Source organism: Marinifilum breve (assembly GCF_003202155.1).
GTDB lineage: Bacteria > Bacteroidota > Bacteroidia > Bacteroidales > Marinifilaceae > Marinifilum > Marinifilum breve.
In genome coordinates this window covers 148,728-164,575 of the sequence record NZ_QFLI01000006.1, presented here as the reverse complement: position 1 = coordinate 164,575, position 15,848 = coordinate 148,728, and the positions used below count along the sequence as shown (strand labels likewise).

The window sequence follows — 15,848 nt, the reverse complement described above, 5'->3', positions numbered from 1 at the left end:
ATGTATTCTACCGGATCTAAATTTATTTTTAGCCTAAAAGAAAATATAGTTTTTGCTTTTTCTCTTATGACGTTGTGTCTTGGTCTTACTAAAGTTTCTATCAGCCGCCCTTCTTTCACGCATTCTACTTTCACGCTTCATTTTGTTCGGAATGTCAAAGTTAATTCCCAAGGTAATTTCATGAGTTCCATCACTACTATCGGCTATTAAATTATTGGTGTAATGATCGTAAGAATACCCGATATAATACTGATTGTAACTTACTCCAACCATACCAACAATTTGATCGTTTGATCGATATGATGCTGCCATCCAGAAATGATTGATGTATAACTTCAATGTTGCATCGTAATATAGATCTGAATTCATGGTTTTTCTCACAATTACAGATGGCTCTAGATCTATTAAATCCATTAAATGGAAAGTATAACCAGCAGTACCGTAAAAATGACGCATCATGATATTATCGGTGTAAATGTTATCACCAAGCTTTACCGAAGATTCGAAAAGGTGAGCTGCAGAAAAACCAATAAAATAATCATCATTGTATAAATAAACTCCAAAATTGGCGTCTGGCACGTAAGTAACCATATCGGATCCCGTATAAAGAGGGTCATTTACGGGGATGTCACGTCCATCAAATTTATACTGGTAAAACACACCTCCCAATCCGAACGAAAGCTTCGTTCCTGCCTTGCCATATCGACGTCGGTTTAATTGTAAATGGTATGCATAAGAAAGCTCAAGTCCTGTGCGAGATACAGCCCCATATTTGTCATTAAAAAAGTAACCTCCAACACCAACACCACGCTGTTTGTTTCTGCGTGCAAGCGGATTCCCCATCACATTACATGTAGTGCATTTGTCCCCTAAATTCTTATTAAAGCTTAACGCCTGTGTTTCAGGAGCACCTTCAACACCAGCCCATTGTTGCCTTAAACTTAATCGCAATGGCGAATACATCCTACTCCCTGCCATAGCAGGATTTAGCAAGAATCCATTCTCTACATACTGACTGTAAAGAGGCAATTGTTGCGCTTTAACTTGAAAAATTCCAAGCAAGAGAATACCTAATAAAATTAATGTTCTTCTCATTAGATTATAATGGTCAGGTTTTAAAGTTCTATTTTACTATCTCAGAATGGTTACGGTACCCATCATTGGCTTTTCATCCTCAACCTCCACCGCGTAATAATACGATCCAATTGGCAGTTTTACACTACCATCGTTACCCTTCCATGGTTCACCTTTATATTCGTTACCAGTACCTGCAAATTTATAAACAGCTTTACCCCAACGGTCATAAATAACAATCTTCAGATTCTGGATAAATTCAATCCTCTCTATATCCCAATAATCATTGTAACCATCTGAATTTGGAGTAAATGCCTTTGGTATTCGAATTCTTCGTTCGAAAAGATATTCAACCACTATTGTCGTATCCAAAGGACAATTATTGGCGTCTATCAACTCCAACTTGTATACTCCTCTGTCAATATCCTCAATTGTTTCGGATGTAAAACCTAAGGATAAATCATCCTTGAGCCAACTATAGGAATAATCTTTAACACCACCAGATATATTTACGCCAATGGCTCCATCCATTGCATCATAGGTCGTTGATCTAATTACCTCAACATCCGCCATCAATGGTTCAGGCTCGAATATATCTACCTCCGAAATATCCGTACATCCCTGAGCATCAACAACTGAAACTTCATATGTTCCTAGCTTAAGATCAGTAGCCTCTGCGGAATCCTGCCCATCAGACCAAAGAATTTTATAATCTGGAGTTCCACCAGTTATCTCAACCAATGCTCTTCCCGTTCCATCTCCGTGACAAAGAACATCGGTAAAATCATTAATCTCAGCTATTAAAGTATCTGGTTGATTTAAAGTAAATGAACCATTTTCACTACAGCCGTTATTATCAATAACCGTATAGTCATATACACCTCTAGTTAATTCCTCAATACGCTGGGTTACACTACCGTAGTTATCCCAGTCAATAATGTACGGTTCTGTCCCATTACTGATATCTAATTGAATCCAACCATTCTCCAAACCATAACAAGTAGGATCTTTACTATCTCCAACAGTAACCATGAGTCGCTCTGGTTCAGTAATTTCTATTTCAATATCTTTTGATTTACAACCATTTAAATCTGTAATATTTACTGTATATATACCAGGAGCTAAATTTTCCTGATCCTCCTTATTCACATCAACTCCAGTTCCTAACCAAGTATAACTATAGCCAGGTGTTCCTCCTTTAGGTTGAATATTAATATACCCATCATTCATTCCAGGACATGAGACATCCCTAGCATTCATCTCAACCTCCAGTATATCAGGCTCTTTCACAACAATTACCAAACTTTGCTCTTCATATCCAGGATCACCACCTGAATCATGCACTGTAACTTTATAAGTGCCTGCACTTAAATCACTTATATCCTTGTCATTACTCCTAAAGTGATTGTCTCCAGACCAAGAAAATGTAAGATTTGCAGGATCACTAGCTCCTTCAACCTCCAGATTTATAGCTCCTTCAGTACCTCCTGGACAAGTAATGTGTGTTACCGAAGTAGTGTAAAGTAACAATTTTGTTGGTTCATGTACCTTTGTAACATCCTCAATTCTACAACCATTGGCATCAATAACTGCAACTTCGTAAACTCCCATTTCCAGTCCATTGACTGAAACTGTTCCTGATGTATTGTCAAGCTCGGCATGAGAATAACCTTTCGGTCCAGAAATCAAAACTGTATATGGTGCAGTTCCTCCACCAAAATTTGCAGTAACAACTCCATCACGCTCTCCTTCTATACTAATATCGGTACTACTAGCAATTATATTCAAATCAGACGGTTCTGTAATCTGCTGATTACCCGAAACATTACATCCTTTTGATGTTGTAACTGTATAGGTATACATACCCGGTTCCAGATTCATAATCTTCTTAGCCGAAGATAAAAATCCTTTACCCAAATCATTAGTCCACTCAACTGTATAATCAGCTCCTCCAGTATCTACTAATAATTCAATTTCTCCATCAGCCGCCTGGTAACAACTTACATTTTTAAAATTTTTAACACTAACAATAATAGGATCAGCAGGTAAAAGTTCATATGCAGCATTTGCCGAATTTCCACCATCACTTACGGTAAGTGAATAAGTTCCTGGTTCTAAACCAGATATATTCTTTCCACTTCCAGAATAACCCGATGGACCAGACCATGAATAAGTATAAGTTCCTGATCCTCCACCAACAACAGCTTCCAATTCACCATCCGAAGAACCAATACAACCGATCGGTTTCACTTGATCAATATAAGCAAACACTTGTCCCGGACCTTCAATAATCACCGACTTTTCAACAGTAGTACAAGATAATGCATCAGTGGCAACAACTTTGTAAACCCCAGCCGCCAAATTTTCAATCAAGTAATAATTTTCATCAAAATTATCAGGACTACTAAATGTTCCACTTGGTCCGGTGACTGTAAAAGTGTAAGGCATTGTTCCTTCAAATAATTCCAATGCCAAAATTCCCTGATCTGTTCCGGCCTTTTCAACATGTTGTTCCACTACAACACCAAGCTGAAGACTAAGCCCGAAATCTAATTTTACAGTGTCCGTTTTTGAACAATTTTTCTTATCCGAAATTTGTAATGCATATTTACCCGAAACTAGATTTTCAATATTTTGCTCATATGATTTGTAGTCATTCGGACCTGACCATGTATAGGTATAACCATCATTTCCACCATAAGGTGTAACATGAATAATTCCATCTTCAGATTTTTCACAAGAAGGCAAAACTTTATCCGCAATTACAAATCCAATTTTGTTTGGCTCCTTTACAGTAATTTCTTTCTCGAATATACACCCATGGGCATCAAGGATTCGTAATACGTAATTCTCAGGGGCTAAACTCTTGAATATACCAGTGCTTTCTTCCACACCATCAAGGAAATAGCGGTAATCTGGAGTACCCTGTCCTCCCACTACAAATATTTCACCTGACTTCTCTCCATGACAGCTGGCATCATCTACAACTAACTCTTCTGCAATAAGTTCCGTTGGCTCGTTCAGTTCCTGATCCTTAGATGCAACACACCCAACCTTATCTGTGACTGTTAATTTATACAGTCCTCCAGCCAATCCAGAAATATTAGAATCTGTAGATGCATATCCATCCGGTCCAGACCATGCATACGAATAATCTGAAACTCCACCAGTTACAGCTGGAGTAAATTCACCATTCTTATCTCCAAAACATTTGAGATCCAAACCATTCAAATCAACAATTAATTCCGGATTAGAATTTATCACTACATCTTCTTCTGTAGTTTTACAATTATTTCCATCTTGTACGAAAACTTTATAATCGCCAGATTCCAATCCGGTAATATTTTCACTTGCCTGTAAATTGTTATCCATATAATAGGATAAACTTCCCGTTCCTCCAGAAGCATCAATCAAAATTTCTCCATCATGAACTGTGTAACAAGAAAGATCCTTCGTATCGATATTATCTATTAATAATTCATAAGCATCAAAAACATTAACAATCGTATCGAACTCACATTTTTTACCATCAGCAACAGTTACGTAATATTTTCCTGGTTCAAGACCAAAAGCTGTACTTGTCCAATTTGCACTATCGTCAGCAGAATCTACATCTTTACCAGATTCTGATTTCCAGAAAAATGTATAATCAGGATAATTTCCTGTTGCATTCTTTTTAACAGTTGCGATTACTTGTCCATTACTCTGACCAAAACATTTTACATTGTTGGCAGTAATTTCCAATGAAACTGTAGAAACTTCTCCCAATGCAACTTCGATTGTTGATTCAATTTTACAATCTGTTCCATCTGCGGCTACAGTGTTTTTTCCATATCGAACTTCAACTTTATAGAACCCATTTTTATCAACTTTGATTACTGCATTGGTTTCTCCATCCAATTCATTATAAGTACCAACTGTTCCATCAACACTATAATACCATTGAAAAGTAGTTGAACTATTTATTGGAAATCCTTCAACATGGTCAAGCACAGCAACATCACTACACCATTCTTCTCTTGGTTTATCAAAACTTTCTTCAAATGAAGGAGGATTTTCTTCGCCACTAGGATCATTGTATAAAACAAAACCAGTAGAGTTATCACCATCATAATGGTATTTTACTTGGTGATCAATAGCACCGGACCCTGTAGTTCCTTGAATATCAGTAAAAGACGAATTGTAAATTTTATCAAAAGTATCAACAGGTTTGTGAAGTGTTGCGCGAACTCCAGGTGTACTTGCTCGTAGAAAAACGTATGAACAACGAACACCTTCCATTTTTAAATCATTCACAACAGTTACTGTTTTTCCTGACTCAATGGTATTGTTCTCGTAACCCAATGTGAATTCAAGATTTAGAAATTCAGTATTTCCAAAAATCTTTCCTTCTTCCATAAATCTTACAGAACCAAAATATCCTTTTTCTGTATCTGCTCCACTTGTAATATTAATAATCCCATTATCAACAAAATCCACAAATCCGAAACGAACTTCACCATCAGTTTTACAATAGATACCTCCTCCATTTTCAAAAGTAATGTATGAATCTGTACTTGTGAAAGTTAAACCTCCTGTAGTATTCATTATCATACTCCAACTTGTAATATTATTGGAAGTTACTTTAACAATCGAATTTGTCATATCGAAAGAACGAACTGCATCAGAATCGTGTAATGACAATGACTTGAATTGATTCACGGTAAAATCGAAACCTCGAGTAGAAACGGAACCTTCATCTATTTCTAAATTTCCAGAAGTAACAAAACCTGTCTGCCAAATCCAAGATTGATCCTTTCCAACAAATCGAATATCACCATCCAGATTTTTATTGGCGAAGTCTACATTTTTAACATCAGTTAATCCGTCACCAATAAATTCGAACGTCCCCTGCATATCCAAAGTCATGCTATTGGCCAGATCCATAGAACCTCCCATTTGCAATTTCGCAGTAACAGAAAAGCTTGCATCCGGATCAATATCATCATTCCATGTCATGCTATGACATTTGGCATCTGCAGTTAACTCTACCAATTTACTACCAAAGAATGAGTTAGATGTAAAGAATACATCATCATTAATTGTTGGCACACACCCCTCTTCGCTACCATCAATTGCTCTACTCCAGTTTTCATGATTGTTCCAATTATCATCTGCACCATTCCCAGTCCAGTATAATGCTATAGGAGCAATTGCTCCATCCACAGTCCAACCATTTGTGTTGCCCAAATCGAAAGAGTTGCTTGCAATGTATTTTATACCACCAGAAACATCTGCATGAATATCTTTTAATTCTAAGAAATTACCATTCACATCATTTTTTGCAACGATAAACGTCTCATTTCCAATGCCTTCTTTAGTGGAATGCAAATATATTGGAGCAAAACAGCTACCTTCAACAAGTAATCTATCTATTGTAATGGTTCTGCCTTTTTCCAGTTTGTATTCAAAACCTCTTGCCAATTCAAGAGTTCCGAAGGAATTTTTCTTACCCTTTACAATACCATCTCCTTCGAATAACAAATGTGATGCATATACTTCTAATCCAGAGAATCCACCATTTAATTCTCCTCCTTTTTCAAATATTATCTCATTAAATGATACACTATTTAAAGTGGATCCTAACAAAATAACATCAGCAATATCTTTTAATCTAACTGTACTATTTTCCGTAAGAAATTCAAATCCTTGCTCAAAGGCCTCTTCTGCAAAATTTATATAAATCGAACGTCCCGAAACATCTTCGCTACCATTTATTATCAAGTTTGAATTTTTAATATCTAATCCTCTCGAGTTTATTCCTGCTGGAGTTTCAATTGAAGTTAAACTTTTACATTCAACTAAATTTCCATTAGCTATTAATTTCCCATGACGTATAAACAAATCTCCTTCTGTTTGAAAATCAGAGTTCATTGTCCAAACTCCATCTTTTCCGTCGAATTCAACAACATTTGGGAATACATAACCAAATGCATTAATGTTTTGTGCTTCAGTTGCCCTAAAATAGAAGTTAACCATTGGAGACAGATCAATTTCCAATGTATTATTAAGTATGAAAGAACCATAAATGTAAACACCTGAGATATCAGTATCTCCCATTATAAAATTAGGTCGAGCTGTTTCCGATCCTGTCCAATCCATTGTTCTACAACGGATATCTCCTGAACCTGTTCTAACATTCTGATCAAAACCTGTAAACGAATTTACATCGAAAAAAACATTATCCTTAGCAGTTGGCACACAACCATCTGCTACACCACCAGAAGCGGCAGCACCAGAAGAGGTTGCCCAATGATTTGGATCATCCCAATCTCCTTCGCCATTAATCCAGAATAAATCTCTTCCTTTAGGTTCATCTTTAAACTTCCAACCTGTTGTATTACCCAAATCCAATGATGCTTTTGCAACAAATACATTTTCTGGATCCGCATGAACATTTAATAAATTAACCGAATTTACTTCTATTTCTTTTACTCCTGATTTTGCTTTGAAAATTGCTGCATCAGAATCTGAACCTGAAATATCGATTGTTCCTTCACAGGCTCCATTGGCAATTATATTCTCGAATTCATACTCTTGTCTACTTTCAAAGACATAGGTTTTCCCTACAGCCATTTGAATGCTCTTGGCCGCAAAACTCATTTTTGAAGGAGTTGGTTTTCTGAAATAAGTATTTCCATTGAATACCATTTCATTAAAACTTACATCATCTGCGAAAATATCTACATATGCATTTCCTGTAGGTTCTTCAAAAGTCAAATTATAAAATGCTAAATCCTCATCACCTGTCGAAACAATAAACTCTCCCGCCTTGGTCAATTGAACTTCAGATGTACCTGCAGAAAGAGCAAATGCTTCTGCTGAAACTTCAAATTTCTCAACTTTAAGAATTGACGAAGCCAAATTCAATGAACGTATATTATCTATACCATAATTAGAATAAAATTCCTTGGCTCCAATTTCATTTCCATTGGTAGATAAATCACCATATTTCAAATCAATCTTACCTGTTGTTATCAGATTTGAATTTATACTCCAAGAACCAGCTTTCCAACTACCATCTTCTTGTTCATTTCCAGTAAAATTAAGATCGCTCATTAATTCTACCACTCCAATATCAATAGTTTGAGGATCTTTTTCAGCTTTAAAATTCATCTCTCCAGAAAATGAATTCTTACCAACTGCCATTCCTGACATAACAAGACTTCCAAATATATTGATTGGTTGATCTCCTGAAAAAGTCATATTGGTTGCATCTTTCCAAGTCATGTTATTACACTCAGCAACCTGTCCTCTAAGTGAAATATTAACTGCAGAACTACCTGTAACTTTAATATCCTCAAAAATAACATTGTCTTTTCTTGTTGGTATACAACCTTTATCCCAGTTACCAGCTTCAAACCAACTGTCATTAACATTACCAGTCCAATAAACATCTCCACCTGTCAGATCATCAATAAAATTCCACCCGTCATAGTTAGAAACTCCAATAGATTTACTAGCGTTCAAGCCACCTTCATTTGGAACTACATTACCTTCTATAGTTAGATCTTCTACCCGCACCCATTCAACATTTGAAGTATTCACATCACTCTCGATAGATGCAATTCCTCCATCTCCTCTCAAAGAAATATTATCCGCACATGTTCCTGCTGCAACAAATCCATCTTTAGTAAGTAATCTTTGAGTACTTCCTGCCTGAAATAAATAATCTTTTCCTGCAGCCAGAGTGAAACTCTCAAACTGATGATTCCCAGAAAGCTTCGCACTCCCTTTAAAAATCAACTCTTTAAATGTAGGATAATCCGTTGCATTCTCATTGGTTAGAAATACCTGCTTATCCTGAGGATGAAATAGAACTTTCTCATAAGTTATTCCATCGGTATTATTATTATAAAATTCAGCTCCACTTTGATAAAGTGTTATTTCTGATCCTGTTCCTAAAAAGTTAAAACCTGTTCCCTCAACATGCCAAGCTTTCAATACTCCTTCATTGATATCAAATTTCGCATTCTCAATATTCAATGTCCTTGGCACCGATGAATTCGAAACAAATCGATTTACATCAATCGAAAAAGTAGCCGCATCTAATGTTCCTGAAATCAAATGTAATTCATTTATAAGATCCAGTGCTGTGCCCAGTGTATAAGTATTCGTATTGGCATCAACTATTAAGATTCCTGACATTGTCGCATTTAAAGAAATCGTGCCTCCCCCTTTCAATGTGGTTTGACCATCAAAATCCCAGGTGGCATCCTCAGCCTTTAAGGATGCATATATCTCCAAATTTTGATTTCCCTCTAATGTTGATGTTCCTTGAATTTCCAAATCCTTACATTCTGCAGGAACATTCACATTCACCGTAAAACCGTTAGGAATAATTGCATTATTATTTCTAGAAGGAACACAATCTTTATCCCAGTTCTCATGATTTCCCCAATTGTTATCTCCTCCATCTCCATTCCAAGTATAATCATCAGATGATGGAGCGCCAAAGGTCCAGCCCAGATTAGCTCCCAAGTCATATGAGTTACTTGCATTAAAAGCTACACCTGTTGCCGTTACATTTCTAACTTTTAAGTGATCTAAAGCTACACCATCGGCTGAAATAAATCCGCCCACAGCACCACCGGTTATATTTATAAATGCATGACATTGTCCAATTGCTGTAAATTGAATATGAACTTTCTGAGCATCATTAATAGTATAAGATTGACCTTCTGTAAATACAAGTTCCTGAAAATCATTTTCTCCACTTAAACTACCATCTTTATGAAACGTTAGTTTGTTAAAATTGGCACGTAAACTCGTATTAAGAATCTCCCCTGAATTCCCAGAAAATATCACATTATAAAAATCTATCATTTTACTACCCGATGTTTCAATATTCGAGTTATCTGATAAAACATTAATTGTGGAATTGCCTGCATCAATGTTTAGGTTATCTGTTTGAAAGATGAATACTGACTCCCCTGGCTTATTCAAGTTTATGGTAGCAGAATTCAAGTATAATTCTCGTGAAATAGTCGTATTGGAAATAATTCTACCACAATTTATTTCCGCTTCAATACTTAAAGTTCCCTGTTTGAATTGGATATCATTATCCAAAATATTTAAAGTATTGGTGATTCTCCATCCACCATTGTTTTCAAAAATAAGATCTCCATCGAAAGTGTTCCCCCCAAAATCAATAGTATTACCTAATGTATTTGCACGAAAATATAATGGTCGATCAAGATCGATTACCATTTGATTGCTAAAAGTAACACCTCCATATATTACAAGATAGTGTGCTGGATTGTCATCAGTTTTAAATGTTGGCATGTTCTTCACATTTCCCCAATGCATATTCGCACATCGAGCAACACTTGTAATAACAACCTCTGCACCTGGATCGGGGAATGAAAATTCGTCGAAATAAACATTATCATCCTTGTCCGGCAATAAAGCATCAGGATTTACTTTTCCCCCTGGCTGATCACTCCAATGCTGAATATCATTAAAGTTCCCTGATCCTCCAATCCAGTAAAAATCACGAGCTTCCGCAGTAATATAAACAGTATGTAATAATATTAACAGTAATAAGCGTATACCATACCTTTTCATAACAAACAGATTTCTAATCAGTCAAACTCACCAACAGGTTAGATAAAATCAATTATTCTTTTTATAAAAGAACTTCTTGTTTTGACGAGAGAAAAACAAATAAGTTTCAAATTTGGGGAAAAATTTCAACATATTAATTATTACCCAAGGATTATTTGCAGATCAATTTGCACTTTATTTCTCCAAGGTAGGTATAGTTTTTTGTTTTATTAATATTAAACAAGTGTAATTTGATTTAAATCAAAAGTTTATAAAAAAAACCTGATCACACTTTAAAATGATCAGGTTTTTCAATAGTTTCAGACGATTATATTTTATTAATTCAATTTATTCCATTAACAATTTACATGAATTCTATTTCTTGAATTTCTTCCCAATCAAAAATCTTATACTCATCATTACCTATAAAAATCAATATCCCTGCATTCTTGCCAGAAACATCAGTTTGGTCACCTAAAAATAGATTTTGTCCACTTTTTAATTCTACCAAACAATAATTGTAAGATTTAGGAATAATTTTTCGCACATTCCTAAACGGTACCGAAAATTCGAGTTCATCATTGAAACCATTTAATATTTCGGAATCCATTGCCTCATCTAAATCGTAAACAATTACCCCTTCAAAATTTTCGCCTTCCTTATTTGTTATTTTCCCATATAATCTTTCCGAATCTTTAAATTCAGAAAAACAAGCCATTGCACTTTCTGGAAGAGGCAATAATTCAAGAGATAAAAAATGTTTCCAGGTAAAATCTATACGTCCAACATTTGGTATAGTAACAATTATTCCTCTGTTGTTTCGTGATACGTCATTAGAAGATTTCAATAGTAAACTACGTCCAGACAATAAGGTAACTCTTGAACCGTTCTCCTCTTTTTGTATTTTACTGATTTTAGTAAATGGAATATCCATATCACCATCTCGACTTACTCCATCCAACTTATCTTGCAATAACCTTTCATCATGATCCCATTGAATAAATCCAGTAAATTCGCCAATTGTGGTTGTGATTTTACCATAGATTGGTTCTCCATAATTTTCAATAGGTTGCTTCTCTGGAGAAAAAAAGTTAACAACATCAATTCTGTTCCAATCAATTTTTAGCAAACCAAGTTCATGATCCATTATCCAGACTTGATTGCCAACATCATTAGATCCACCTGATAGGTTTATAAATTTTCCTGTTTTAAGCTCAAGGTTAACAGATTCTCTTCCTGTTACCGAGATCGATTTAATGTCACCAAATCTGCATTCAAATTTTCGATTAAATGCACTATAAGATTGATCATTGCCATATTCCACTCTATACCACGATGTTCCTCTTCTACGCTTGTACTCAACTACCCTCTTTTTCTCTTCCTTGATATATTTCAAATATGGGTTTTCTATCTTCTCGGAATTGAAAACATCTGTTAAAAACACCTCTTCATCATTCCACCTAATTGGCCCTTCATAAACATCCCCATCAACAGTCGTTATTGAGCCATATAAATAGCATGGATAATTTTGCGCCTTAATTCCTAAAGCACTCAATAGAATTGTAAAAAACAAAGAAAAAAATAATACAATCTTACTTAGATATTCCATATTCACAGCTTTTATTGTTCTGAATCGATTGTAAGACGCACAACCGACACATTAGTTACAGCTGCAAAGTAAATTTATTTTTTTCGGAACAGAACCTGAATATATTTTGAATTTTCGGCAGGCGTAAAAATCTGTATTAACTCCCATGAAGGATCATATTCAGCTATTAGTTTTTTTAGCTTATAGATTTTCATCAAATCTTCTGTGATACCATCTTCTGGATCAAAATCAGGATCTTCACTTACATCCCAAACAAAAGATTCTAGTCGATATTGAACACTTATTTTTCGATAAGCAAATTTTACTTCAACTTCAGCTACCTGTTCATCATCGGTAAACGGAATTGGCACACAAATTTCTCTCATGTTTATTAGGTTTTAGGTTAATTGTAGTTATTCATATTTAATTGCATTTACTGGATCGGCAGAAGCCGCTCTAAACGATTGCCATGAAACTGTAAATACTCCGATCACCAAGGAAACAATTAGCGTAAGAAGAAATATCCACCAACTAATTTGAATTCGATATGAGAAGTCATTTAGCCATGAATTCATTGCCCAATATGCAATTGGAACTGCAATAACATTTGCAATCAGAATTAATCGAACAAACTCTTTGGTTAAAAGGTTTACCAATTGATTTACCGATGCTCCCAATACCTTTCGGATACCTAGTTCTTTGGTTCTTTGCTCAGCCATAAACGAAGACAGACCAAACAATCCAAGTGATGCAATTAAAATACTCAACAAAGAAAAGATGGAAAATATCCAGGTCAACCTTACTTCAGAATCGTAATTCTCCCTCAACTTTTCATCCAAAAAGAAATAATTAAAAGCCATTTTTGGACTAAATTTATTCCATACATTTTCAATATACTTTATACTCTCCTCTCTATTTTCCTGATTAAGCTTTACGTATAATACTCTTCTGTGATGAGCATTTTCACTTACCAGAAAATTGATAGGTTCTATATTTTCACGCAAAGGTCGATAGTGGAAATCAGCAACAACACCTACCACCTCACCTTTCATGATACCATCATTATCTTCTTCTCCTTCAAGTTCAACACCCAATTGTAATTTTTTACCAACAGCTTTCTCATTCCAATTAAACTTTCTTGCCGCCGCTTGATTAACAATGAATGCACTACTAGTATCTGAAGCAATATTTCTGTTAAATTTTCTACCTTGCATGACCTTCATTCGCATCATATCCAGGTAATCGAAATCAATAACACTAAAATTCAGTGCATATTGCTCCATTCCTTCTTCCCCCTCATATAAATGCACCGTTTTCGAACCATCAAATCCTATTAGGGTATTTGACGTTGCTACAGAGTTTATATTTGGATTTTTCTTCAGTTCATCCTTTAAAGGTTCAATCTTGGTTCGCATTAGTGAATCTCTTACAATACTAACCAAGACATCTTCTTTGCTAAAGCCCATATCCTTGTTATTCATGTAATTTAGCTGAACCCCAACTATTATAGTTCCACTTATCATTATCGCGGAAACAGTAAATTGAGAAATCACCAAAAGCTTACGAAGCAATGCTCCCGCTTTTCCTTTTATAGTAGAACCTTTTAAAATAGTAGCCGGATGAAATGATGACAGATAAAAAGCTGGATAGCTACCAGAAACTATTCCTAATACTAATGCCAAAACTACACTAAACACTAATATTTCAGGAGTTTCACTAACAGAAAGCGATAAATCTTTATCTACTAAAGAATTAAAAACCGGCAATATTAATTCAACAACAATAACGGCAATTGCCAATGCCAGAAGAGTTAGCGATAAACTCTCCATCAGAAATTGTCGAATCAAAGTATCACGATGAGCGCCCACAACTTTTCTAACACCAACCTCTCTTGCCCGTTTTGATGAACGAGCTGTTGCCATATTCATATAATTGATCCCAGCAATCGATAAAATAAAAAAGGCTATAGCTGATAATATAAATATGTATTTAATATTTCCTGTTGGCGCATCCCATTGTAGGTCGGACTTCAAGTGAATATCTGCAAGTTTTTGAACAACTAAATGATATTCTATCCCCAATTGATCGCCCAAAGCCTTCATATACTTATTGTAATACAGAGGAAATTTAGACTTTAAAGCATCTATATTTGTATTCTCTTTCAACAATAAGAAAGTATAGTTACTAAAACTCCAAAATGTAATTGGTTCAGTACTATTAAACTCCTCAGCTCCACGAATGGCTTCAAGTGTTTTCATGGAATAAAATCCACGAAACTTAAAATGGCTGTTTCTGGGAATATCTTCCATCACACCAGTTACGGTAAATGATCTATTCTCCCCAACGATTAAAACTTTCCCAATCGGATCCTCATCGCCAAAATACTTTTTAGCTAAAGTCTGATTTAGAACAATTGTATATGGTTCGGTAAGTGCCTTATCAGGATCACCCTGAATTAAATTATAGCTAAAAACATTAAATACACTTGAATCAATATACGAGATTCTTTCTTCATAAAACTCCTTGTCTTTATATCTAAATTGCTGCCTTCCTGACCCTTGAACTCTAACAAAATCTTCAACTTCGGGAAATTCCTGCTTAAAAGTAGGACCAAATGGCATGGGTGATGTTGCGACCCTATCACGCTTTCCATTAAGCGTAAAATCAGACGATAATCTTACAATTCTCTTATGATTCACATTGTACTTATCGTAGGACAATTCCTCCTGTATAAATAGTACAATGAGAATTGCACATATTAATCCCACAGACAATCCAACCACATTTAGGATTGTATAAAACTTATTTCGATTAAAATTTCGAATAATGGTAATTAAGAAATTTTTGAACATAGCAATTCTATTAATGAAACAAGTAGATGTGGGGTTTTTAAGGGCTTTGGGTTTTATAATTTTTGTCTCATATTTTCTGTTACTACATGACCGTCGAACAGCTGAATGATTCTATGACTTCTATCCGCATCTGATGGAGAGTGAGTAACCATGATAATGGTCGTCCCCTCTTCGTTTAGTTGAGTTAAAAGGTTCATAACCTCTTCTCCGTTTGCCGAATCCAAATTACCTGTAGGCTCATCGGCAAGTATTAATTTAGGATTTGAAATTACCGCTCTTGCGATCGCTACTCTCTGTTGTTGTCCTCCTGATAACTGCTGAGGAAAATGTTTAGCTCTATGAGCAATATTCATTCTTTCCAAAGCTTCATTTACGCGTCTTTTTCTTTCAGACCCTGACACCTTCATATAAAGCAAAGGCAATTCAACATTTTCAAATACAGTTAACTCATCAATTAGGTTAAAGCTTTGAAATACAAAACCAATATTTTCCTTTCGCAGATTTGTTCTTTGACGTTCTGTATAATTTTCAACCTGATATCCATTAAAATGCATTTCTCCCTCGCTTGGATTATCAAGTAAACCAATAATGTTTAATAATGTAGATTTCCCACATCCCGAAGGTCCCATAATGGCAACAAATTCACCTTCATTAATCTCTAAATTCACATTGTTCAGAGCTGTAGTTTCCACCTCATCAGTACGGAAAATTTTTATTAAATTTTTAGTTTTAATCATAGCCTTTTTATT

Annotated in this window: 6 protein-coding genes; all 6 read right to left on the bottom strand. The window is 35.2% G+C overall.

All coding sequences use genetic code 11. The annotated features are described in order from the left end of the window. Positions 1–33: 33 nt before the first annotated feature. Entirely contained in the window at positions 34–1,095 is a 1,062-nt protein-coding gene (locus tag DF185_RS14390; protein ID WP_110361459.1) for a PorP/SprF family type IX secretion system membrane protein, read from the bottom strand. Between the two features lie 36 nt (positions 1,096–1,131). After that, positions 1,132–10,680 carry a T9SS type B sorting domain-containing protein gene (locus DF185_RS14385; protein ID WP_110361458.1) on the bottom strand — a complete coding sequence of 3,183 codons (9,549 nt, stop codon included), beginning with the start codon at positions 10,678–10,680 and terminating at the stop codon, positions 1,132–1,134. 343 nt (positions 10,681–11,023) lie between these two features. Then, positions 11,024–12,268, bottom strand: a complete 1,245-nt coding sequence (locus tag DF185_RS14380; protein ID WP_110361457.1) for a hypothetical protein — start codon at positions 12,266–12,268, stop codon at positions 11,024–11,026. Positions 12,269–12,342: 74 nt separating this feature from the next. Beyond that, positions 12,343–12,633, bottom strand: a complete 291-nt coding sequence (locus DF185_RS14375; protein ID WP_110361456.1) for a hypothetical protein — start codon at positions 12,631–12,633, stop codon at positions 12,343–12,345. 27 nt (positions 12,634–12,660) lie between these two features. Further along, complete coding sequence (locus tag DF185_RS14370; protein ID WP_110361455.1) at positions 12,661–15,099, bottom strand: ABC transporter permease; 2,439 nt, start codon at positions 15,097–15,099, stop codon at positions 12,661–12,663. A gap of 53 nt (positions 15,100–15,152) precedes the next feature. Beyond that, the gene (locus tag DF185_RS14365; RefSeq protein ID WP_110361454.1) at positions 15,153–15,836 is read right to left on the bottom strand and encodes an ABC transporter ATP-binding protein; all 684 of its coding nucleotides are present in this window, start codon (positions 15,834–15,836) and stop codon (positions 15,153–15,155) included. Positions 15,837–15,848 lie beyond the last annotated feature (12 nt).